Origin of the sequence: Jatrophihabitans sp. (assembly GCA_036389035.1) — a bacterium.
Taxonomy (GTDB): domain Bacteria; phylum Actinomycetota; class Actinomycetes; order Mycobacteriales; family Jatrophihabitantaceae; genus Jatrophihabitans_A.
This window is the reverse complement of the sequence record DASVQQ010000001.1, coordinates 120,261-144,284: the sequence shown is the minus strand read 5'-3', so window position 1 is coordinate 144,284 and position 24,024 is coordinate 120,261. Positions and strand designations below refer to the sequence as shown.

General features: G+C 72.3%; 7 protein-coding genes. 6 read left to right on the top strand and 1 reads right to left on the bottom strand.

Going from position 1 to position 24,024, the window contains the following annotated elements; translation table 11 throughout:
* The first annotated feature begins 58 nt into the window (after positions 1-58).
* The 3 genes from VF557_00535 (at position 59) to VF557_00525 (ending at position 3,267) form a co-directional block, all read left to right on the top strand.
* Positions 59-316 (top strand): phosphopantetheine-binding protein, encoded by a 258-nt coding sequence (locus VF557_00535; GenBank protein HEX8078673.1) that lies wholly within the window; start codon positions 59-61, stop codon positions 314-316.
* Between the two features lie 60 nt (positions 317-376).
* Entirely contained in the window at positions 377-1,987 is a 1,611-nt protein-coding gene (locus tag VF557_00530; protein ID HEX8078672.1) for an acyl-CoA ligase (AMP-forming), exosortase A system-associated, read from the top strand.
* Between the two features lie 62 nt (positions 1,988-2,049).
* The gene (locus VF557_00525; GenBank protein ID HEX8078671.1) at positions 2,050-3,267 is read left to right on the top strand and encodes a pyridoxal-dependent decarboxylase, exosortase A system-associated; all 1,218 of its coding nucleotides are present in this window, start codon (positions 2,050-2,052) and stop codon (positions 3,265-3,267) included.
* On the opposite strand, the gene VF557_00520 is transcribed toward VF557_00525, so the two are convergent.
* Positions 3,201-4,610, bottom strand: coding sequence for a condensation domain-containing protein (locus tag VF557_00520; protein HEX8078670.1), 1,410 nt, complete (start codon positions 4,608-4,610; stop codon positions 3,201-3,203). The two genes, VF557_00525 and VF557_00520, sit on opposite strands and share 67 nt — an antisense overlap.
* A 420-nt stretch (positions 4,611-5,030) precedes the next feature.
* On the opposite strand from VF557_00520, the gene VF557_00515 reads away from it, so the two are divergent.
* From VF557_00515 to VF557_00505, 3 genes are all read left to right on the top strand, one after another.
* Positions 5,031-13,547, top strand: a complete 8,517-nt coding sequence (locus tag VF557_00515; GenBank protein HEX8078669.1) for an SDR family NAD(P)-dependent oxidoreductase — start codon at positions 5,031-5,033, stop codon at positions 13,545-13,547.
* A gap of 42 nt (positions 13,548-13,589) precedes the next feature.
* Entirely contained in the window at positions 13,590-19,109 is a 5,520-nt protein-coding gene (locus tag VF557_00510) for a type I polyketide synthase (protein ID HEX8078668.1), read from the top strand.
* 96 nt (positions 19,110-19,205) lie between these two features.
* On the top strand, positions 19,206-24,020 hold the full coding sequence (locus tag VF557_00505; GenBank protein ID HEX8078667.1) for a beta-ketoacyl synthase N-terminal-like domain-containing protein: 4,815 nt from the start codon (positions 19,206-19,208) through the stop codon (positions 24,018-24,020).
* Positions 24,021-24,024: the final 4 nt, after the last annotated feature.

Genomic DNA, 24,024 nt, shown 5'->3' with positions numbered 1-24,024 from the left:
TTCGGCGGTTCCGCTCGCTCGGGCGGGACGTTCGGCATCGGCCTGAGGTGGGTGAGGTGTGACGGCGATACCCCTGGCATTCGAGGACATCCTGCGCCCCTTCCTGCCTTTCGCCGACTCGGGTGAGCTCTCGGAGTCCAGCGAGCTCGGCGCTCTGGGCCTGGACTCGATGAGCATCGTCGCGCTGCTGGCCGACATCGAGGATCGTTATGACATCGAGCTTCCCGACGAGATCCTCAACGAGGCCACCTTCGCCACCGTCGGGTCGCTGTGGCAGACGCTGTCGGTGTTGCTGCCCGAGAACGTCAGCACGTGATCCGTCCCGGCCGCTGGACGGCGGGGATCCGAACGTCGGCGCCAAGGCGCTGACCCGCAGGTGAGGACTACGGCGATGCTGACCCGGCTCGACGATCTGCTGAAGCACGGCAAGCCCGAGCGTCCCGCTCTGACCTACCGGGAGGAGACCCTCAGCTACGACCAGCTCCGGACGCGGGTGGGCCGGGCGGCAGCCGGATTCCACCGGGCCGGCCTGCGTCGCGGCGACCGGGTGGTCATCTACCTGGACAAGCGCGTGGAGACGGTGGTGGCGATGCTGGCCGTGTCGGCCGCCGGTGGCGTGCTGGTTCCGGTGAACCCGGTGTCCAAGCCCGCCCAGGTCGCCTACCTGGTGGCCGACTGCACCGCCCGGTTCCTGGTGACCACGCCCGAGCGCTACCGGAGCCTGCTGCCCGAACTGGGCGCCGACGCCTTCGCCGCCCGGCTGGTGCTCATCGGCCTGGACGCTGACCGGCAACCTGGGCAGGACGGCGGACCGACTCCGTGGCAGGGCACCAGTTGGGAGCAACTGTGCGGCGGGCCGGCCGAGCACGACCGGGAGCCGGTGATCGACACCGACCTCGCGGCCATCTTCTACACCTCGGGCAGCACCGGCGGCCCGAAGGGCGTCGTGCTGACCCACCGCAACCTGATCGCGGGCGCGCAGAGCGTGGCCGGCTACCTGGAACACAGCCAGGACGACGTGGTGCTCTCGGTGCTGCCGCTGAGCTTCGACGCCGGCTTCAGCCAGCTCAGCACGGCGCTGGCCACCGGGGCGCACCTCGTGCTGGTGAATTACCTGCTGCCCCGAGAGATCGTGCGGCTGTGCGCCCGGCATGGCGTGACCGGCCTGACCTGCGTCCCACCGCTCTGGCTGCAACTCAGCACCCAGGTCTGGCCGGAAGAGGCGACAAGCCGGCTGCGCTACTTCGCCAACACCGGCGGCGCGATGCCGCGAAGCACGCTGAGCCGCCTGCGCGAGGTGTTCCCGGCGGCCAAGCCCTACCTGATGTACGGGCTGACCGAGGCATTCCGCTCCACCTACCTGCACCCCGACCAGATCGATACCCGGCCCGACTCGATCGGAAAGGCCATTCCGAACGCCGAGGTCCTGGTGCTGCGCCCGGACGGCTCGCCCTGTGATGCCGGTGAACACGGTGAGATCGTGCACCGGGGCGCCCTGGTGGCCTCGGGATACTGGAACGACGCCGAGCGCACCGCCCAGCGGTTCCGGCCGATCCGCGGCGGCGCCGATGAGCAGTTCTCCGAGAAGGCCGTCTGGTCCGGTGACGTGGCCTACCGCGATGACGAGGGATTCCTTTACTTCGTCGGGCGAACCGACGACATGATCAAGACCTCCGGATACCGGGTCAGCCCCACCGAGATCGAGGAGGTCGTGTATGCCAGCGGCCTGGTCAGCGAAGCCGTGGCATTCGGTGTCGCCGACGAGCGGCTGGGACAGCAGATCATCCTCGCGGTGACCGGCGAGCCGGACCCGGACACGTTGCGCAAGACCCTCGAGCGTGACCTGCCCAGGTACATGTTGCCGCAGCGGATTCTGCTGCTGAGCGAGCTTCCGCGTTCGGGTAACGGCAAGTTCGACCGTGGCGTGCTGCGCCAGCGGGTGATCGGTGACCAGAAGGAGCCGGTCTTGCTGGGCAGGCCCTCGTGAGCACGACCGGGACGAGCACGACCGGAACGAGCACGACCGGGACGAGCACGACCGGGACGAGCATGGCCGCGACGGCCTGGGACCGGCAGCTCGACGGGGAGCTGGCGCCCGGTGGGATAGCGGTGCGACGGCTGGCCGCGCGGGTCGGCAGCACGCCGTTCTTCGCCTATGACCGGCAGGCGGTCGACAGCCGGATCGCCGCGGTGCGCGCCGCGCTGCCCGATGACATCGAGCTGAACTATGCCGTCAAGGCCAATCCGATGCCGGCCTTGCTGCAGCACCTGAGCGGGCGGGTCGACGGGTTCGACGTGGCGTCGGGGTTGGAGCTGCGCCATGCCCTGGACACCCCTGTCCCGGCGTCCCGGGTGAGTTTCGCCGGGCCGGCCAAGCGGATCGAGGAGCTGAGCCAGGCGATCGCGGCCGGCGTCACCATCGAACTGGAGTCCGAGCAGGAGGTCGCCCGGGTGCGGGCGGCCAGCGCCGAGCTGGGCATCGCGGCCCGGGTGGCGGTGCGGGTCAATCCCGATTTCAGCGTGCACGGCTCGGGGATGCGCCTCGGCGGCGGGCCGCAGCAGTTCGGCGTCGACTCCGAGCGCGTTCCGCAGTTGCTGGCGACGCTGCGGGACCCGCTGCTGGACTTTCAGGGCTTTCACGTCTTCGCCGGCTCGCAGAACCTGCGTGCCGAGAGCATCTGCCAAGCCCAGTCGCTGACGGTCGAGCTGATTCTCGGCTTGCTCGACGCGGCGCCGGCGCCGGTGTGCTACCTCAACCTGGGCGGCGGTTTCGGCATCCCGTACTCCAACCGGGACCGGCCGCTGGACCTGGAGCTGGTAGGGCAGAACCTGCATACCCTGATGGCCGAACTGATCCGGCCTCGACTACCCGGCGCTCGGGTGGTGCTGGAGCTCGGCCGCTACCTCGTCGGTGAGGCCGGCGTCTACATCACCCGCGTCGTGGACCGCAAGCAGTCGCGGGGCAAGACCTTTCTGGTCGTCGACGGCGGGATGCACCACCAGCTGGCCGCGTCGGGCAACCTCGGCCAGGTGATCCGGCGCAATTACCCGATCGCGGTGGCGAACCGGCTGGACGAGCCGGCGGTCGAGACCGTGACGGTGGTCGGGTCACTGTGCACCCCGCTGGACCTGCTCGGCTCCGATGTCGAGTTGCCGCACGCCCGGATAGGTGACCTGATCGCGGTGTTCCAGGCCGGCGCCTACGGCCTGACAGCCAGCCCGACGGCCTTTCTCAGCCACCCGGCGCCGGCCGAGATCCTGGTCTGAGCGGGGCCGCCCGGCGGGAACAGCGCGGCCGGCAAATCCTCGCCGCGGCTGTCGCGAAGGTCGGCGAGACTGCTTGCCGGGTTCGAGGCAGCCAGCGCGACGCCCTGGCACACCGTGCGCAGCACCCCTGCCAGCGCCTCGGCCGGCATGATCTGAGGATCGGCTCGCAACGCGATGCTGGTACGGCCGCCACGCACCGTGACCCGCACGTCCACCGGCTGCCCGTACTGCCGGGCCGACGGCTCCCAGACCAGCTCCGCGGGGGTACGCCGGGCAGGGTCCAACGGCTCGGCATCCAGTTGCAGGTAGTTGAACCAGCAGCGGAACAAACCGTTGAACCCACTGTGGGCGCCGCTCTCGGCCGCGATCGCCAACACCTGGTCCAGGTCATAGCTGGAGTACCGGTAGGCCGAGGCGGCCGCCCAGTGCACCCGGGTGATGTGCTCGGCCAGCGACGAGCCGGGTTCGACCCGCACCAGTACCGGGATCAGCTGGTTCATCGTGGTGACCAGGTGCCGGTGCTCTGCCGCGAACCGGTTGGACGACATCAGGTTCACCGTGATCGGCTCGGCGCCGAGGTGCTCCGACACCGCCGCGGCGGTGATGGCCAGCAGCACCGCGGGCGGGGTGACACCGTGGGTCCTGGCCACCTTCGCCGCCAGCACGCCGAGCCGGTGCGAGTGCAGCGTCGCCTGGATCCGGTCCTGCCGCACGCCGCTGGCAAGGGCCGGCAACTGATCGGCGGGCTGGGTGGCCAGCAGCCGGCGCCAGTACCGCTCGGTGGCCGCCTGGCGGGTCCTGGTCGAGTCCTGGCGCTGCTGGCAGGCCAGCTCGCGCGGTGCCGGCTCGACGGGGTGCGCCGGCTGGGCGTCGGCCGAAGCGAGCAGGTCGTTGAACTGGGTCTGCAGTTCGAGCACCGACCAGACGTCGAGGATGAGGTGGGAGAACGACAGCGACAGGTACATCGGCGCGCCATCGGAGCTGACCTGCACCCCGCGCCAGCAGAGTTCACCCGTCATCGGAAAGCCGATGCCGATCAGCTCGGCAGTGTTGCGGTCCGGCTCGCCGGCATCGGTGATGACCCGGTCGAGCAGTTCCACCGGCACCGGCGGGTCGGCGTGGATCCGCTGCACCGGAACGCCGTCTCGCAGGTGGTAGGTGGTGCGCAACGGCTCATGCCGTTGGACCAGCTGTCGCAACGCCAGCTGGACCTGATCGAGGGTGGAGCCCCGCAGGTCCCAGGTGGCCGGAAGGTTCGCCTCCTGCTTGCCGTCGGACGGGTAGGCGTCGATCTCTCGCCAGCTGTAGAGCTGGCCGAAACTGAGCGGTGCCTCGACGAACACGGTGGTTTGCCTCCATTGCCATAGTGCACAGAGCAAAACTTCAACGGTGCGCATCGCGGTGCGGAATGGGCCGGCGTTCGGCTCGGGACGGAACCCCTCATTCTCCTGCGACGTTAGACACCCGCCCCGCCGCAGGTCAACCGAGTCCGATGGCAGCTTGTTTTCGCTAGTTCCTGCCACTGTCACACCTGGTATTCCGGCCGTCAGCACTGGAAAAGTACTGCTCGTCTGCTTCAACACCCATTCGACGATCGTGTGTCGATTGCTCGAATCGAACTCGCAGGCCATCGCTGTCGAACGAGACGGACCGGCATCTGCCGCACGGCACCTGCCGCATCGCACCACGAGGCACCCGAAGCTAGAGAGGCCCATCGAATGGCTGGTGAGTGGATTCGGCCGGTTGGCACGTCTGCCGAGGACGTGAACCGGTCACTGGTGCGCGACCACACGCCTGCCTCAGCCGAGCCGATCGCCATCGTGGGGATGTCCTGCCGGTTGCCGCAGGCCGCTGATCTCGACGCGTTCTGGCAGTTGCTGCACGACGGTGTGGACGCCGTGACCGAGGCGCCTGAGGACCGGTGGCCGATCGGCTCGGCCGAGGGCTACCGGCGGGCCGGGTTCATCGCCGGCGTCGACGGTTTCGACGCCGACTTCTTCGGGATCTCACCGAACGAGGCTGCCGCCATGGATCCGCAGCAGCGGCTGGCCCTGGAGCTCTCGTGGGAGGCGCTGGAGCATGCCCGGCTGATACCGGCAGACCTGCGCGAGAGCGATTGTGGCGTGTTCCTCGGCACGATGTCCCACGACTACGCCACCCTGCTCGACCGGCTGGGCTCGGCGGAGCTGGGCCCGCACTCCTACCCCGGAACCTCCCGCGCGATCATCGCCAACCGGATCTCCTACCTGCTCGGCCTGCGCGGTCGCAGCATGAGTGTCGACGCCGGCCAGTCCTCCTCGCTCATCGCGGTCCAGCTGGCCTGTGAGAGCCTGCGCCGCGGCGAGAGCCGGCTGGCCCTGGCCGGCGGCGTGAACCTCAACCTGCTGGCCGAGACCACCGCCGCGATCGGCAGTTTCGGGGCGCTGTCGCCCGAAGGCCGCTGCCACGTCTTCGACGAGCGGGCCAACGGCTACGTGCGGGGCGAGGGCGCCGCTTTCGTGGTGCTGAAGCCGCTGTCTGCCGCGCTGGCCGACGGTGACACCATCTGCTGCCTGATCCTCGGCGGCGCGGTGAACAACGACGGCGGCGGCACGAGCCTCACCGCGCCGAGCCAGCGCGCCCAGCAGGATGTCATCGAGCGGGCGTGCGCGCAGGCCGGCGTCACCCCCGACGCCATCCAGTACGTGGAGTTGCACGGCACCGGCACCCCGATCGGCGACCCGATCGAGGCAGCCGCGCTCGGCGCGGCGCTGGGCGCCGAGCGGCCGGCCGGCCAGCCGCTGCTGGTCGGTTCGGTCAAGACCAACATCGGCCACCTGGAAGGCGCGGCCGGGGTGGCCGGATTGGTCAAGCTGGCACTGAGCCTGCGACACCGCCAGGTGCCCGCCAGCCTGCACTTTCGCACCGCCCCCGCGAAGATCCCGCTGACCGAGTTGGGACTCCAGGTCGTGCAGGACACCCGCGACTGGCCCAGCCCGGACCAGCCGCTGGTCGGCGGCGTCAGCTCGTTCGGCATGGGAGGCACCAACTGCCACCTGGTGCTCGGCGAGGCGCCGGCGCTGACCAGCCCGCAGCCGGCGGCCGGCCGGTCCGACCTGCCCTGGCTGCTGTCGGCCCGCTCGGGACCGGCGCTGCAGGCACAGGCCCAGCGGCTGCGGGCCCGGATCGCCGCGCAGCCGGTAGAAGCCGGCCAGGTCGCACTGGCGCTAGCCACCAGCCGGAGCGCGTTCGAGGACCGGGCGGTGATCCTGGGCGAGGACGCCGAGGCGATGCTGGCCGGCCTGGACGCGCTGGCGGCCGGAGCCCCGAATCCCTCGCTGGTCACCGGCACGGTGATGCCCGGTCGATGCGCGTTCGTCTTTCCCGGGCAGGGCTCGCAGTGGCCGGAGATGGCCCGCGCGCTGCTGGCCGAATCCAGCGACTTCGCCGACCGGATGGCGGCCTGCGAGCAGGCGCTGGCGCCGTTCGTCGACTACTCCTTGATCGACGTCCTGCGCGGCGAACCGGGCGCGGCCGACCTTTCCCGGGTGGACGTGGTGCAGCCGGCGCTGTGGGCCACGATGGTCTGCCTGGCCGAGCTGTGGCAGGTCAACGGGGTGCGGCCGGACCTGGTGATCGGGCACTCGCAGGGTGAGATCGCGGCGGCCACCGTCATCGGCGCCCTGTCGCTGTCCGACGGCGCCCGGGTCGTGGCCCTGCGCAGCCGGGCGCTGGCCGCGGTCGCCGGCAGCGGCGGCATGATGTCGGTCGCCGCGCCGCGGGACGAGATCGAAGGACTGCTGCGGTCCCGATCCGGACAGGCCACCATCGCAGCGGAAAACAGTCCCCGCTCGGTGGTGGTCTCCGGAGCCGACCAGGTGCTCAGCGACCTGCAGGTCGAGCTTGGCGCAGCCGGTTACCGCACCAAGATCGTGCCGGTGGACTACGCCTCGCACTCGGCCGCGATGGAGCAACTGCAGCAGGAGCTGTCCGAGGCGCTCGCGCCGGTGCGGCCGGTGTCGGTCAGCACCACGTTCCTGTCCACCCTCACCGGCCAGCCGATGGACACCGCGGGTCTGGACGCCGAGTACTGGTACCGCAGCCTGCGCCAGAGAGTGCGGTTCGGAGAAGCGACCCGGCTGGCGCTGGCCGAGGGCTGCCGGGTGTTCCTGGAGTGCAGCCCGCACCCGGTGCTGGTCGCCGCGGTGGAGGAGACGATCGAGGACGCCGAGCAGCAGGCCCTGGTACTGGGCACCCTGCGGCGCGAGCACGGCGGCCCGGCGCAGTTCCGCCGGGCGCTGGCCGAGGGATACGCCGGCGGGCTCGGGGTGGACTGGACCGGTTCGGCCCGGCAGTCCCGGGCCGAGCTGATCGAGCTGCCGACCTATGCCTTCCAACCGCGCCGGCACTGGCTGGCCGGCGTTGCCGGCACGGCGAGCCGGCCGGTCCGGACCGAATCGCCCGCGCAGGCCGTACCGGCTGCGCGGCTCGACCCGACTGCTCCGGCCCACCCGGCCGTCGCCCGGACCCGGGGCGCGCTGCGGGACCTGGTGCTGGCGCTGACCGCCGAAGTGCTGGGCCACGACAGCCCGGCCGGCCTGTCGACCACCCGCACCTTCAAGGAGATGGGCGTCGGCTCCGACGCCGCCGTCACGTTGCGAAACCGGCTGCGGGCTGCCACCGGGCTGCCGCTGCCGACCGGCCTGGTGTATGACTACCCGACTCCGGACCAGCTCGTCGACCGGCTCCGATCGGTTGCCGGCACCGAGGAATCCACTGGTGCGGTGGTCGCGTCCCAGGCGCTCGACACCCCGCTCGAGAACGACCCGATCGCCATCGTGGCGATGGGCTGCCGCTTTCCCGGCGGGGTCGGCTCACCGGCTGACCTGTGGAACCTGCTGCGCACCGGCTCGGAGGCGATCACCGAGTTCCCCGGCAACCGCGGCTGGGACATCGACGCGCTGTTCGCCACCGGGACCGACCGCTCCGGCACCAGCGACACCCGGCTCGGCGGCTTCCTGCACGACGCCGACCAGTTCGACGCCGGCCTGTTCGGCATCAGCCCGCGCGAGGCCCTGGCGATGGACCCCCAGCAGCGGGTGCTGCTGGAGGTCTGCTGGGAGACCCTGGAACGGGCCGGCCTGGATCCCTGGGGCCTGCGGGGCAGTCAGATGGGCGTGTTCGTCGGCGCGATGGCGCCTGAGTACGGACCCCGACTGCACCAACCGGGCGGCTCGGCCGATGGCCACCTGCTGACCGGCACCGCGCTCAGCGTGCTGTCCGGCCGGATCGCCTACACCTTCGGGCTGGAGGGTCCGGCGGTCACCGTCGACACCGCCTGCTCCTCATCGCTGGTCGCGATTCACCTTGCCAGCCAAGCGCTTCGTCGTGGTGAGTGCTCGGCGGCGCTGGCCGGCGGCGTGACCGTGATGGCCAGTCCCGGCATGTTCGTGGAGTTCAGCAGGCAGGGCGGGCTCTCGGTGGACGGCCGGTGCAAGCCGTTCTCGGCCGAGGCCGACGGCACCGGCTGGGCCGAAGGCGCCGGCGTGGTGATGCTGGAGCGGCTGTCCGACGCCCGGCGCAACGGCCGGCAGGTGCTGGCCGTGCTGCGTGGCACGGCGGTGAACCAGGACGGCCGCAGCAACGGCATGACCGCGCCCAACGGGGTGGCCCAGCAACGGGTGATCCGGCAGGCGCTGGCCGATGCCGGCCTGCAGCCGGGCGACATCGACGCGGTCGAGGCGCACGGCACCGGCACCTCGCTGGGCGACCCGATCGAGGCGCAGGCCCTGCTGGCCACCTACGGCGAGCAGCGCGACCCCGACCAGCCCCTGTGGCTCGGTTCGATCAAGTCCAACATCGGCCACACCCAGGCCGCGGCCGGGGTCGCCGGAGTCATCAAGATGGTGCTGGCGCTGGGATCGGCGACGCTGCCCGCCAGCCTGCACGCCGAGAAGCCGAGCCCGCAGGTGGACTGGAGCGGCGATTCGGTACGGCTGCTGGCCGACCCCATGCCCTGGCCGCACCGCGACCGTCCGGCCCGGGCCGGCGTGTCCGGATTCGGCATCAGCGGCACCAACGGCCACCTGATCCTGGAGCAGGCGCCGGCCGCCGAGCAGGCGCCGGCACCGGCCTCGGAGCTGCCGCTGGTGTGGGTGCTCGCGGCCCGGACCGAGCAGGCACTGAGCGCTTACGCCAGCCGGCTGCGCGCCTACGCCGAGAAGGCCTCGGACCAGGACCTGCAGGCCACCGGCCGGAGACTGGCCCGCCGTGCCCGGTTGACCCACCGGGCCGTCGTGGTGGCCGGTGACCGTGCCGAACTGCTGGCAGCGCTGACCGCGCTGATCGAAGGAAACCCGCACCCGGCCCTGCTGAGCGGCCAGGCCGAGGACGTCCAGCCGGTGTTCCTCTTTCCCGGCCAGGGCTCGCAGTGGGTCGGAATGGCCGTCGAGTTGCTCGACAGCGGGACCGACTTCGCCGCCTTCGCCGACCGGCTGGCGGAGTGCGACGCCGCCCTTCGCCCGCACACCGGCTGGTCGGTGACCGACGTCCTGCGGGGGAGCCCGGGCGCGCCGGAACTGGCCGGCTCCGAAGTGATCCAGCCCGTCCTGTTCGCGGTGATGGTGTCGCTGGCGCAGCTGTGGCGCTCGTGGGGAGTCGAGCCGGTCGCCGTCGTCGGCCACTCCCAGGGAGAGATCGCCGCCGCCTGTGCCTCCGGCGCGCTGTCGCTGCCGGACGCGGCCAAGATGGTCGCGCTGCGCAGCAAGTCGTTGATGAGCCTGACCGGCACCGGCGGGATGCTGGCGGTGGCGCTGCCGGCCGAGCAGGTGCGCCAGCGGATCGCCGAGTGGCCGGACCGGCTGTGGGTGGCCATCGGCAACGGCCCGCAGAGCACCGTGGTGGCCGGGGACATCGACGCGCTGGAGGAGTTCCAGGCAGCGTGCGGCGAGGCCGTGCAGGTCCGCCGGATCGCCACCGACTACGCCTCGCACACCCCGCACATCGACCGGTTGCGCTCGGAACTGCTCGAGCTGCTGGACGGGGTGCGGCCGCAGCCCACCGAGATCGCCTTCTGCTCGGCGCTGACCGGCGACTTCGTGCCACCGACCGAACTGGTCGCCGACTACTGGTACCGGGTGCTGCGCGACCCGGTGCGCTTCCAGGACGCGGTGCAGGCCTTCGGCGGCTATTCCCGGCCGCTGTTCGTCGAGGTCAGCCCGCATCCGGCGCTGATCGGCCACGTCCAGGACACCCTGCGCGAGGCCGGCCTGGCCGGTGACGCGATCGGATCGCTGCGGCGCGGCGAGGGCGGCCCGCGGCGGATCCTGATCGCCGCCGCCGAGGGCTTCGTCCGGGGCGCGACCATGGACTGGGCGGCAGTGCTGGGCTCCGGGCCGGCACCGAGCGTCGAGCTGCCCAGCTACCCCTTCGAGCACCGCAGGTACTGGCTCGAGGGCTCCACGACGATGACCGGTGGCGCGGGCGGCGCGGCCACCTCCAGCCATCCGCTGCTGAGCACGGTCACGCCGCTGGCCGGCGGTGACGGTTACCTGCTGACCGGACGCCTGTCCCGCGGCAGCGCGCTGTGGCTGGGCGACCACGCCGTCAACGGCACGGTGCTGCTGCCGGGCACCGCCTTCCTCGAGTTGGCCCTGGAGGCCGCGACGGTCGCCGGGTGCGACCTGGTCGAGGACCTGACGCTGCAGGCGCCGCTCTACCTTCCCGAGCTGCTGGACGGGGTGCAGCTGCAGATGAGAGTCGGCGGCCTGGACTCCGACGGCAGCCGCGACCTGAGCCTGCACAGCCGGCCCGCGCACGAGCCGGAGGCCGAGTGGACCCGGCACGCGGCCGGCCGGCTGGGCACCGCCGCTGAGCCCGCACCCGTCGACGAGCTCGCCGAGTGGCCCCCGGCCTCGGCCGTCGAGGTCGACCTGGCCGACGTCTACAGCCGGTTGCGCGATCTGGGCTATGAGTACGGCCCGGCCTTCCAGGGCCTGAGCCGGGCCTGGCGGACCGAGACCGACAGTTACCTGGAGGTGGCGCTGCCCGAGGCGGTGCGCCCGGACGCCGGCCAGTTCTACCTGCACCCGGCGCTGCTGGACGCGTCCCTGCACCTGCTCGTGCTGGACGGCATGTCCGGGCCCGATCAGCTGGAGTCCGGACCCTTGCTGCCCTTCTCGTGGACCGGCGTGCGGGTACTGGCCACCGGCGCCGACGAGCTGCGGGTGCGGATCACCGACACCGGTCAGGACCAGCTGTCGCTGTCGCTGTTCACCGGCGCCGGCGAGCAGCTGGCCAGCGTACGGAGCCTGAGCCTGCGCAGGGTCGCCAAGCAGGCCGGTCCGACCGGCCGGCGCTCGGACAGCCTGCCGCACTCGGTGAGCTGGGTCGATCCCGGCGTGGCCGGCCTCGAGCTGGGCGAGCAGGGCTGGGCGGTGATCGGGGACGACAGCTCGACCGCCGAGCTGGCCGCCGAACTGACCTCGGCCGGCGTGAAGTTCAGCTGCTACTACGACCTTCCTTCGCTGGCCGAGATGACGGCCGGCAACGCGCCGGCCACCGTCCTGGTGCCCGTCACCGCCGAGCTGGACCCCGACGACCTGCCCTACACCGTGCGGGAGGGCATCTACGAGGTGCTCGAGCTGGTACAGAGCTGGGCCGGCGATGACCGTTTCACCGACTCGCAGCTGGTACTGCTGACCCGGGGGGCCGGCTCGGACGCCACGGCCGATGGGCTGGAGACCCCGGGCGCCGAGCACGCCCTGCTGAGCAACCCGGTCTGGGGACTGCTGCGCGCGGCCCAGGCCGAGCACCCCGGGCGCTTCGCCCTGGTGGATCATGACGGCGAGGCGGCCGACTGGGCCGTGATCGCAGCCGCGCTGGCGGCCGGCGAGTCACAGCTGTCGGTCCGTCACGGCCAGCCGCGGGCGCCCCGACTGGCGCGCCGGGAACTTCCCGAGACCGGTTTCACCTTCGACCCCGAAGGCACCGTGCTGGTCACCGGCGGCACCAGCGGCCTCGGCGCCCTGGCGGCGCAGCAGCTGGCGGCGGTGCACGGCGTGCGCAACCTGGTGCTGATCTCGCGGCGCGGGCCCGAGGCCCCCGACGCGGCGGAGCTGATGGCGGAGTTGCGCGCGCTGGGCGCGCAGGTCACGGTGCTGGCGTGCGACGTCTCGGACCGCCGCGCGCTGCGCGCGGTGCTGGACTCGATCCCGGCCGAGCATCCGCTGACCGGCGTGGTGCATTCGGCCGGCGTGCTGGACGACGCGACCGTGGACGGGCTCTCGACCCACCAGTTCGACACGGTGTTCGCCCCCAAGCTGGACGGCGCCTGGCACCTGCACGAGCTGACCCGGGACCTGCCGCTGTCCACCTTCCTGATGTTCTCCTCGGTCGCCGGCGTGCTCGGCAATGCCGGGCAGGGCAACTACGCGGCGGCGAACGCGTTCCTGGACGGGCTGGCCGGCCACCGGCACCGGCTCGGGCTGCCGGCCGTCTCGATCGACTGGGGACTGTGGGAGATCGAGACCACCACGACCGAGGCGGTCACCGCCGCTGACCGGGCCCGGTTGGCTCGCACCGGCATCGCGCCGCTGAGCACCGAGGCCGGCCTGAACCTCTTCGACACCGCCCTGAACTGGCCCGAGCCGGTGCTGGTCGCCGCCCGCTGGGACACCGCCGGTTTGCGCTCCCGAGCCGAGGACGGACCACTGCCGCCGCTGCTGCGCGGCATGGTGGCCGCGCCCCGGCGGGTCGTGCCCAGCGGTCCGGCCAGCCGGGCCACCACGGCAGGCTCGTCGCACGACCTGGTTCAGCAACTGGCGAGCAAGCCGCCGGCCGCCGGCCGGCAGCTGCTCATCGAGCTGGTCCGCTCGCACGTGGCGGCGGTGCTGGCCTACCCCGACGTCAACGCCGTCGACGCCGATCAGGGTTTCAGCGAACTGGGATTCGACTCGCTGACGGTGGTGGAGCTGCGCAACCGGCTCGATCAGGCGATCGGGTTGCGGCTGCCGGCGACGCTGGCCTTCGACTACCCGACCGCGACCGCGCTGGCCGAGCACCTGCTGCGCACCCTGGCGCCGGCGCCGCCGTCGCCGGAGGAGAACCTGCGGGCCGCCCTGGACGCGGTGCAGCAGGCGCTGACCGGTCAGGACGACGCGACCCGCGGCAAGATCGCCGCGATCCTGCACAGCACGCTGGCCCGCTGGGAGCTTCCACCGGCCGAGACACCCGGGCTCCAGGACGAGATCCGCTCGGCGTCCGACGAAGAGATCTTCGCTTTCATCGACAACCAACTCTGATTTCCGCTTCCCGATATAGCTAAACCGAAAGGGCTTTGACCGATGGCGACCGAAGACAAACTGCGCGAGTACCTCAAGCGTGTGACCGTCGACCTCACCGAAGCACGCCGTCGGCTGGGGGAGTTGGAGGACGGTCGCCACGAGCCGATCGCCATCGTGGGCATGGCCTGCCGGTTCCCGGGCGGGGTCAAGTCACCCGAAGGCCTGTGGGACCTGGTCGCCTCTCGTACCGACGCGATCGGGGAATTCCCCGCTGACCGCGGCTGGGACCTGGAGGGTCTGTACGACCCCGACCCGGACGCGCAGAACAAGTCCTACACCCGCCATGCCGGCTTCCTCTACGACGTGGCCGACTTCGACGCCGGCTTCTTCGAGATGAGCCCGCGCAGCGCGCTGGCCACCGACCCGCAGCACCGGCTGTTCCTGGAGACCTGCTGGGAGACCTTCGAGCGCGCCGGCATCGACGCCACCTCGATGCAGGGCAGCTCGACCGGAGTCTTCGCCGGAAGCATGTACAACGACTACGGGATGCAGTTCATCGGCGCGATCCCGCCCTCGGTCGAGGGAATCCTGTTCACCTCCAACGCGTGCAGCGTGCTGTCCGGCCGGATCGCCTACACCTTCGGGCTCGAGGGGCCGGCGCTGACCGTCGACACCGCGTGCTCGTCCTCGCTGGTGGCGATCCACCTTGCCGCCCAGGCGTTGCGGGCCGGCGAGTGCTCGCTGGCGATCGCCGGCGGGGTCACCGCGATGGCGACCCCCGACTCCTACGCCGAGTTCTGCCGGCAGCGGGCGCTGTCCCCGGACGGCCGGTGCCGGGCGTTCTCGGCTTCGGCCTCGGGCGCGGCCTGGTCAGAGGGTGTCGGGGTGCTGCTGCTGGAGCGGCTGTCCGACGCCCAGCGCAACAACCGGCGCATCCTCGCGGTGCTGCGCGGAACCGCCATCAACCAGGACGGCCGCAGCAACGGCATGACCGCGCCGAACGGCCCGGCCCAGGAGCGGGTCATCAACCTGGCGCTGGCCGACGCCGGCCTGGACACCCGCGACATCGACGTGGTGGAGGCGCACGGCACCGGCACCAAGCTGGGCGACCCGATCGAAGCGCAGGCGCTGATGGCCACCTACGGCCAGAACCGGCTCAAGGACCAGCCGCTGTGGCTGGGCTCGGTCAAGTCCAACCTCGGCCACACCCAGGCCGCGGCGGGAATGGCCGGCGTCATCAAGATGGTGATGGCGATGCAGCACGGCGTGATGCCGCCCACCCTGCACGCCGAGGAGCCCACCCCGCACGTCGACTGGTCCGGCGACACCGTCCGGCTGCTGACCGAGGCGCAGAACTGGCCGCAGCACGGCCGGCCCCGCCGTTCGGGCGTCTCCTCCTTCGGCATCAGCGGCACCAACGCCCACGTGATCCTGGAAGAGAGCCCGCAGGAGCTCGGCGCGCCGGTCGAGGCGGTGGCCGGCGACCGGCACACCGGCCCGCTGGCGTGGCTGATCAGCGCGCGCAGCCCGAAGTCGCTGCACGCCCAGGCCCAGCGCCTGCTCGACTTCGTCACCGCGGCCAACACGCCCGAGGCGGTCGACGTGGCGCTCTCACTGGCCGCCAGCCGCGCCCTGTTCAAGCACCGCGCCGTCGTCCTCGGTGAGGACCGGGAGAGCCTGGTCGACAACCTGCGCCAGTACCTGGCCGACGCGCCGGCTGCCGACGTCGTGCACGGCACGGCCCGGGAGATGCCGAAGCTGGCCTTCTTGTTCACCGGCCAGGGTGGCCAGCGAGCGGGCATGGGGCGCGAGCTGTACGCGCAGTACCCCGTGTTCGCCGAGGCATTGGACCAGGTCTGCGCCGAGCTCGACCAGCACCTGGACCGGCCGCTGCGCGAGATCATGTGGGCCTCACCCGACACCCCGGACGCCGAGCTGCTCAACGAGACCCGCTACACCCAGCCTGCCCTGTTCGCCTTCGAGGTGGCGGCGTTCCGGTTGCTGGAGTCACTCGGCGTCAAGGCCGACTGCGTCGCCGGGCACTCGGTCGGTGAGTTCGCCGCCGCGCACGTCGCCGGCGTCTGGTCCCTGACCGACGCCGCCAGGCTGATCGCCGTCCGCGGCCGGTTGATGCACGCGCTGGAGGCGCCCGGCGCGATGGTGGCCATCGAGGCCTCGGCCGACGAGGTGCTGCCGACGATCTCCGGCCAGGAGTACCTGGTCCGGATCGCGGCGGTCAACGGCCCGACCAGCGTGGTGGTCTCCGGCGACGAGCGGACCTGCCTGGCAGTGGCCGAGCAGTGGCGCGAGCTGGGCCGGCGCACCCGGCGGCTGCAGGTCAGCCATGCCTTCCACTCGCCGCTGATGGAGCCGATGATCGACGAGTTCGCGGCGGAGTTGAAGAACACCGACATGCACCCGCCGCGGATCCCGGCCGCCACCAACCTCGGCAGCGACGCCGGAGACCTGGCAGACCTGACCTGGGCCCAGCCGGAGTACTGGATCGAGCAGATCCGCAACGCCGTCCTGTTCCACGACACCATCGCCCACATCGAGTCGCGCGGGATCAGCGCCTACCTCGAGGTCGGGCCGCAGGCGGTGCTGTCGGGAATGGTGCACCAGTGCGTGGCCAGCTCCGATGCTTCGATCATCGCCCTGTACCGCAAGCAGCGCTCGGAGCCGGCAGCGTTGCTGAGTTGCCTGGCCCAGGCCTGCGCCGCGGGTGTCACGGTGAACTGGGCCGCGCTGTTCAGCGCCGGCACCGGTATCGGTCCGGACCTGCCGGTGTACGCCTTCGACCGCCAGCGGTTCTGGCTGGAGCCGCCCTCGCACGGCCCGGATGTGGCCGCCCTCGGGCTGACCGGGGTGGAGCACCTGATGCTCGGCGCCGCTGCCCGGATCGGCGACACCGGCGCCGTGGTGCTGACCGGCCGGCTCGCGCTCGGCGAGTTCCCGTGGCTGGCCGACCACCTGATCTCGGGCGCCGTGGTGGTGCCCGGCGCCGCGCTGCTCGACATCGTTCTGGAGGCCGGCGCCCAGGTGGGCTGCGACACCGTCGAGGAGTTGCTGTTCGAGGCTCCGCTGGTCATGCCGGCCGAGGGCGAGTTGTTCCTGCAGGTCGTGGTGGGCCACGGTGAGCCCGGGGCGCCCCGCGAGCTGCGGGTCTTCTCCCGCTCCGGCCTGGACGACTGGGTGCGCTGCGCCAGCGGGGTGCTGGTCGCCGGCGGCATCACCGGCGCGGTCTGTGACTGGGCCACCGCCTGGCCGCCGGCCGGTGCGACGGCTGTCGATGTCGCCGAGGGCTACAGCCGCCTGCTCGATCTGGGCTATGACTACGGCCCGGCGTTCCGCGGCGTGTCCGCGGCCTGGACTTCTGGCCAGGAGCTCTTTGCCGAGGTGACGCTGGGCGAAGGCCTGGAGGTCAAGGGCTTCGGCATCCATCCGGCGATGCTGGACTCGGCCTTCCATCCGATGATGCTGGCGCACGGCTCGGAGGAGTTGCGGCTGCCGTTCGCCTTCCGCGGCGTGAAGCTGACCGCCTCGATGGCGACCTCGATGCGGGTTCGGCTGGCGGCGACGGGTGATGACGTGGTGGTCGAGGCCGCCGACGTGTCCGGCCGGCTGGTGTTCGGCATCGAGTCGCTGCGGGTGCGCACGGTGTCGCGCGAGTCGCTGATCTCGGCCGGCGAAGCCGCCGGCCCGGTGGCTTACGGCCTGGACTGGGTGGATGTGGTCGCGGCCGGAGTCGACGGCTCGCGCTGGGTCAGCCTGGGCGAGCAGGTCGACGGGCTGACCAACTTCAGCACCGCGGAGGAGCTGTCCTTGGCGGTGGCGGCCGGTCAGCCGGCGCCCGACTACGTGGTCCTGTCCTGCACCGGGGACGGCCAGACCGTGCCGGCGCGGGCCCGTGACCTGCTGACCGACGTGCTGGCGACGCTGCAGCGCTGGATCGGCGACGAGCGGCTGGGGTCCTCGCGGCTGGTCCTGCTGACCCGCGGCGCGGTGGGCCCGGAGGTCACCGATGTGGCCGGCAGATCGGTCTGGGGCCTGGTCCGCTCGGCGCAGGCCGAGCATCCGGGCAGGTTCGTGCTCGCCGACGTGCCAGAGGACTTCTGCGACTGGGCCCTGCTGGCCGGGGCGGTGGCCGCCGACGAGTTGCAGGTCGCGGTGCGCCATGGCGCGTTGCTGGCGCCCAGGCTCTCGCGGCGGCAGGCAGTCGCGCCGCAGCCCGAATCCGGTTCTGCCGTCGAGCCGATCCTCGATCCGTCCGGGACCGTCCTGATCACCGGTGGCACCGGCGGCCTCGGCGCGCTGGTAGCCGAGCACCTGGTCCGCCAGCACGGGGTCAAGCACCTGCTGCTGGCCTCGCGCCGCGGGATGCAGGCGCCGGGCGCCGCTGACCTGGTGCGCCAGCTGGCAGAGCTGGGCGCCGAGGCCATCGTGGCGGGCTGCGACGTCTCGGACCGGGACGCGGTGGCCAAGCTGGTTGACGAGGTCTCGCCCGCCCACCCGCTGACCGGCGTGGTGCACTCGGCCGGCGTGCTGGACGACGCCACCATCGAGGGCTTGTCGACGGCGCACGTGGACACCGTGTTCGGGCCCAAGGTCGACGCGGCCTGGCACCTGCACGAGCTGACCCGCGACCTGCCGTTGTCGATGTTCATGCTGTTCTCCTCGCTGTCCGGGGTGGTCGGCAACGCCGGACAGGGCAACTACGCGGCTGCCAACGTGCTGCTGGACGGGCTGGCCGCGCACCGGCGGCAGCTGGGACTGCCCGCGGTGTCGGTCGCCTGGGGCCTGTGGGCCGGCGAGACGATGGCCGGCGGCCTCAGCAAGGCCGACATCGCCCGGGTCGCCCGGTTCGGCATCGCCGCGCTGAGCGCCGAGCAGGGTTTGAGCCTGTTCGACCTGGCGATGGTCTCGAAGGAATCGCTGATGGTCGCGGTCCGCTGGGACAACGCCGGTCTGCAGTCCCGCGCCGAGGACGGCGCGCTGCCCTCGGTGCTGCGGGGACTGGTGCGCGCGCCGCGCCGGGCTGCCGTGGGCGCCGCGGCGATGGTCGGCAGCTCGGGACTGGTGTCGCGACTGGGCGCCATGACCGAGCCGGAGGGCCGGCGGACGCTGACCGACCTGGTGTGCGCTCACGTGGCGGCAGCGCTGGCGCACTCCAGCGCCGACGCGGTCGACGTGGACCGGACCTTCAGTGAGCTGGGCTTCGACTCGCTGACCGCGGTGGAGCTGCGCAACCGGCTCGACCTGGAGACCGGGCTGCGGCTGCCGGCGACGCTGGCCTTCGACCACCCCACGGTCGCGGCGCTGGTCAACCACCTCTACCGGGCCCTGGCGCCGGCGCCGCCGACCGCCGAGGAGACCCTACGGACCGGCCTGGACCGGGTGGGAACGATGCTCGGCGATGACGACGCCGCCCGCGGCAAGGTGATCGCGATCCTGCAGAGCACCCTGGCCCGCTGGAGCACCGGCTCCAACGCGGCGGTGGACGAGGCGGTGCAGTCGGTGGCCGACCAGCTGGACCTGGCCTCGGACGAGGACATCTTCGCCCTGATCGACGCGGCGTTATGACCGCCGCACGGGGGTGCGGCGGCTGAGCGCCCACCGCACCCCGCAACCGGCATTCCCCTGTAGGACAACCGAGAAATCCCCTGAGAGGCATTCCTGATGGCGACCGAGGAAAAGCTGCGCGAGTACCTCAAGCGCGCCACTGTCGACCTCACCGAGGCGCGCCGCCGGCTGCAGGAGACCGAGGACGGCCAGCACGAGCCGCTGGCCATCATCGGGATGGCGTGCCGCTATCCCGGTGGTGCCACGGTGGAGGACTACTGGGAGTTGTTGCGCACCGGAGGCAGCGGGGTCGTCGAGGTGCCCGCCGAGCGCTGGGACGTCGATCAGCACTACAACGCCGACCGCCGGGTGGTCGGTGGCGTCTACACCAAGCACGGCGCCTTCCTGGACGACATCGCCGGCTGGGACGCCGAGTTCTTCGGCATCTCGCCGCACGAGGCGCTGCGGATGGACCCGCACCAGCGGCTGCTCATGGAGCTGGTCTGCGAGGGCCTGGACAACGCCGGCCTCGCCGCCTCCCGGGTGGCCGGCAGCCGCACCGGGGTGCTGGTCGGGCTGATGGACTCCAGCCAGTACGGCCGGTTGCAGATCGAGAAGTACGGCCAGGACGTCGTCCGCGACCCGTACTTCGGGCAGGGCGTGGCGCCCAGTGTGATCGCCGGCCGGCTGGCCTACCAGTTCGACCTGCGCGGGCCGGCCATCACCCTGGACACGGCGTGCTCGTCCTCGCTGGTCGCGGTGCACCTGGCGGCCCAGGCACTGCGCCGCGGCGACTGCGACCTGGCCGTCGCGGCCGGGGCGTACCTGATCATGCACCCGGACACCTACGTGCAGACCTGCGCGACCTCGATGCTGGCCGCCGACGGGCGCTGCAAGACCTTCGACAGCGACGCCGACGGCTACGTGCTGGGCGAGGGCGCCGGCCTGGTGGTCCTGCAGCGGCTGTCCGACGCGCTGCGTGAGGGCAGCAGGATCCGGGCGGTGCTGCTGGGCTCGGCGGTCAACCAGGACGGGCACAGCAACGGCCTGAGCGCGCCCAGCCGCGGCGCGCAGGTCCAGGTGATCCGCCAGGCGCTGGCCGACGCCCGGCTCGACCCGGACGAGGTCGACTACGTCGAGGCGCACGGCACCGGCACCCGGCTCGGCGATGCCATCGAGCTGTCCGCGCTGCACGACGTCTTCGGCGGCCGGTCCCCCCGGCGGCCGCTGCACGTCGGCGCGGTGAAGACCAACATCGGCCACACCCAGTCCGCGGCCGGGGTGGCCGGCCTGATCAAGACCGTGCTGCTGCTCGAGCACGGGCAGGCGCCGACGAACCTCAATACCGACCAGCCGGCCACGGCGGTGCCGCAGGACGGCACCATCCAGCCGCTGACCAGCTCCGTCTGGCTACCCGAGGGCGGCCGGTCGGTCGCCGGGGTGAGCGGGTTCGGCTGGTCGGGCACCAACGCGCACCTGGTGGTGCGGGCCGCGCCCGCGCAGCCGGCCGACCAGCCCGAACCGGCGGCCGACCAGCCCGAGCCGGCGGCCGACCGCCTCGCGCCGGCGGCGTACGCGCTGCCGGTGTCCGGCGCCAGCGAGGCGGCGCTGCGGGCCCAGCTCACGCAGCTGGCCGACCGGTTGGCCGAGCAGCCCGAGCTGGCGCTGGCCGACGTCGCGCACACCCTGAGCACCGGGCGCACCGAGCACGACTACCGGCGCGCGCTGGTCTGCACCGACACCGCCGACGCCGTCGGGCGCCTCGCGGCTGCCGTGACCGGCTCGGCAGCCGGCCGGGCCAGGTCGCGCCCGCGAGTGGCGTTCCTGCTGGCCGGGGTCGGTGACGAGTACGCCGGCCTGGGTCGCGAGCTGCACGCCGGCGAGCCGGTCTTCGCCGCCGCGGTGGACGAGTGCATGGCGTTGTTGGAGCAGCGCTCCGGGGTGGACCTGGCCCCGATGTTCTTCCCGCGCGAACGGCAGTTGCCGGCCGCCGGTGACCTTGCCGCCCTGCTGGGCAGGACCGGCGACCAGCCGTCGGCCGAACCCGGTGAGCACGCCGAAGTCTCACATCCCTTTATGTTCACGGTCGAGTACGCGCTGGCGCGGTTGCTGGCACACCGCGGCGTCCGGCCACACGTGCTGGTCGGCTACAGCCTCGGCGAGTACGTCGCGGCCTGCCTGGCCGGGGTGTTCACGCTGTCCGACGCGCTGTACCTGGTGGTGGAACGGGCCCGGTTGATCGCCGCCGCGCCGGCCGGCCGGATGCTCTCGGTCGCCGCCGGCGAGGACGCCGTCCGGGCGGTCATCGCCGACAGCGACGCCGATGTCGACATCGCCGCCATCAACGGCCCGTCGATGACGGTGCTGAGCGGGCTGGCCGGGCCGATCGAGCAGATCGGCCGGCTGCTGACCGCCGGCGGGATCGCCTGCCAGCCGCTGCGCACCGCGCACGCCTTCCACTCCTCGCTGCTCGAACCGGCCCGCGACAAGCTGGCGGCGCTGGTCGACAGCGTGCCGCGGCAGGCGCCGAGCATCCCGATCGTCTCCAACCGCGCCGGGGTGCAGCTCACCGACGAGCAGGCCACCAGCCCGCAGCACTGGGCCGATCACCTGGTGAACCCGGTGCGGTTCGCCGACAGCGTGCGGCACTGCCAGAGCCTGGACGTCGAGGTGTTCCTCGAGCTCGGGGCCGGCCAGACGCTGGGCGGCCTGGCCCGGCAGAACCTCTCGGGCTCGGCCGGCACGGCGTTGCTGGGCACCCTGCCCGCGCGCTGGACCGCCCAGGAGCGCCCGGACGAGCAGGCAGAGCTGCTGGCCACCTGCGCCCAGCTCTGGGAACTCGGTGTGCCAGTGGACTGGACGGCCACCCGGGCGCCCGGCGCGCGCATCGTCACGCTGCCGAGTTACCCCTTCCAGCGCACCAGGTTCTGGCCGGAGTCCGACGCCGGCCAGCCCACCCAGCTGACCCAGCCCGCGCCGGCCGCCGCCGAGCCGGCAGACCTGTGCTACGCCCCGGCCTGGCGCCAGGACGACACCGGCCCGCTGCCCAAGGCGCTGCCGCTGCCCGGGCCGCTGGTGATCTTCGCCGACCGCGACGGGATCGGCTCGGCGCTGGCCGAACTGGCCGCCGCCGCCGGCACGCCGGTGCTCGAGGTGCATCCGGGCGAGCAGTTGCGGCGCGACGGTCGCCAACTGGTCATCGACCCGCGCGAGCCCGCGCACTACCGCGAGGTGTTCTCGGCGCTGGCCGGGCAGGGACCGGTGCGAGTGGTGCACCTGTGGAGCCTGCTGGGCGCCGCCGCAAGCGCCGGCTACGCCGGTGACGAGGAGCTGCTCGAGTCGATCCGGCACGGTTACGACACCCTGCTGCTGGCGATCCAGAACTTCGGCGAGCTGCCGGCCGGGGACGGGGTCGCGCTGCTGACGGTGAGCCGGGGCGGGGTGGAGGTGCTGGGCAACGACGTGCCGGCGCCGCACCGGGCTGCGGTGCACGGGCTGGCCCGGGTCGCCCAGCACGAGTACGCCGGCCTCAGCTGGCGCGGGGTGGATATCGACCCGGAGCCGGTCGGAGCCCGGCTGGCGGCGGCCCACCTGGCGGCTGAGCTGCTGCACGAGCAGGTCGAGCCGTACTCGACGATGGCAGCCTGGCGGCGAGCCCGCCGGTGGCTGCAGGACTGGGCGACGGTGGCCACCCCCGAGACCGGCGAGCCGGTATGGCGTGCCGACGGGGTCTACCTGATCACCGGTGGCACCCGCGGCCTGGGACTGTCGCTGGCGCGCCGGCTGGTCGGGCTCGGCGTCCGCCGATTCGCCCTGGTCAGCCGCGGCTCGCACTCGCCGACCGTCGAAACAGAATCACCTGAGGGATCAACGGCAAACCCGAACGATCGGGCCGCCGCGACCAGCCGCGCGCTGGCTGAGCTGCGCGCGGCCGGCGCCGAGGTGCTGCTGCTCAGCGCCGACGTCGGGGTGCCCGCTGAGCTGCGCGAGGCGCTGCGCCGCTGTCGCGAGCATTTCGGCGCGCTGCACGGTGTGGTGCACGCGGCCGGCGCGCCGGCCAGCGGCATGGTGGCGCGCCAGAGCGTCGCCGGAGCCGGCGCCGTGCTGGCGCCCAAGGTGCTGGCGATGGGACCGCTGGCCGAGCTGGTGGGCCCGGGCACGCCGGCCGAACTGCGTCCGGAACTGCTGGTGCTGTACTCCTCGGCGATCACCGTGTTCGGCGGCATCGGCGAGGGCGACTACTGCGCGGCCAACGCCGTGCTCGACTCCTACGGCGCGGCGCTGGCTGCCAGCGCGCCGTCCACCAGGGTCGTGACGGTCGGCTGGGGCCCCTGGCAGCACGACGACTGGCAGGCAAGCGGGCGTCCCAGCGGCCTGGCCGAACGCGCCGGCGCCTACCGCAAGCGGTTCGGCTTCACCGACGAGGCCGGCTGCGCGTTCCTGGATCGCCTGGTGCGGACCGGGCGCGGCAGCGTGGTCGCGGTGCGCCAGCCGATGCAGGACTCCATCCGGGACTGGGGCGCGATGCTCGACATCGACGCACTGGTCGGCGCCGGCTCGGCAGCCCCGCCCGGGCAGCGGTTCCCGCGGCCCCGGCTGCGGACCGAGTACGTCGCTGCCCGCACCGAGCTCGAAATTGTCATCGCCGAGGTCTGGCAGGCCTATCTGGGCATCGATCAGGTGGGCGTGCACGACCCGTTCTTCGACCTCGGAGGCAACTCCCTGGTCGGTATGGCCATGGTTCACGCCGTGGAAAGCAAGCTGGACGCTCAGATCGCGCCCGCGGTGCTCTTCGAGCACCCGACCATCGCCGAGTTCGCCGCGGCCCTGGAGCGCACCGACGCCCATGACGACACCGTCGCGGAACTGCTCACCACCAGCTCGGATCGAGGCCAGCGCCGGCGTCGCGCTCGATCCGGCACGCGGAAATGACGGG

Excerpts from the sequence above, each read along its gene's own strand:
- VF557_00505 (HEX8078667.1), top strand. The coding sequence starts at position 19,206 with ATGGCGACCGAGGAAAAGCTGCGCGAGTACCTCAAGCGCGCCACTGTC.
- VF557_00510 (HEX8078668.1), top strand. The coding sequence starts at position 13,590 with ATGGCGACCGAAGACAAACTGCGCGAGTACCTCAAGCGTGTGACCGTC.
- VF557_00525 (HEX8078671.1), top strand. The coding sequence starts at position 2,050 with ATGGCCGCGACGGCCTGGGACCGGCAGCTCGACGGGGAGCTGGCGCCC.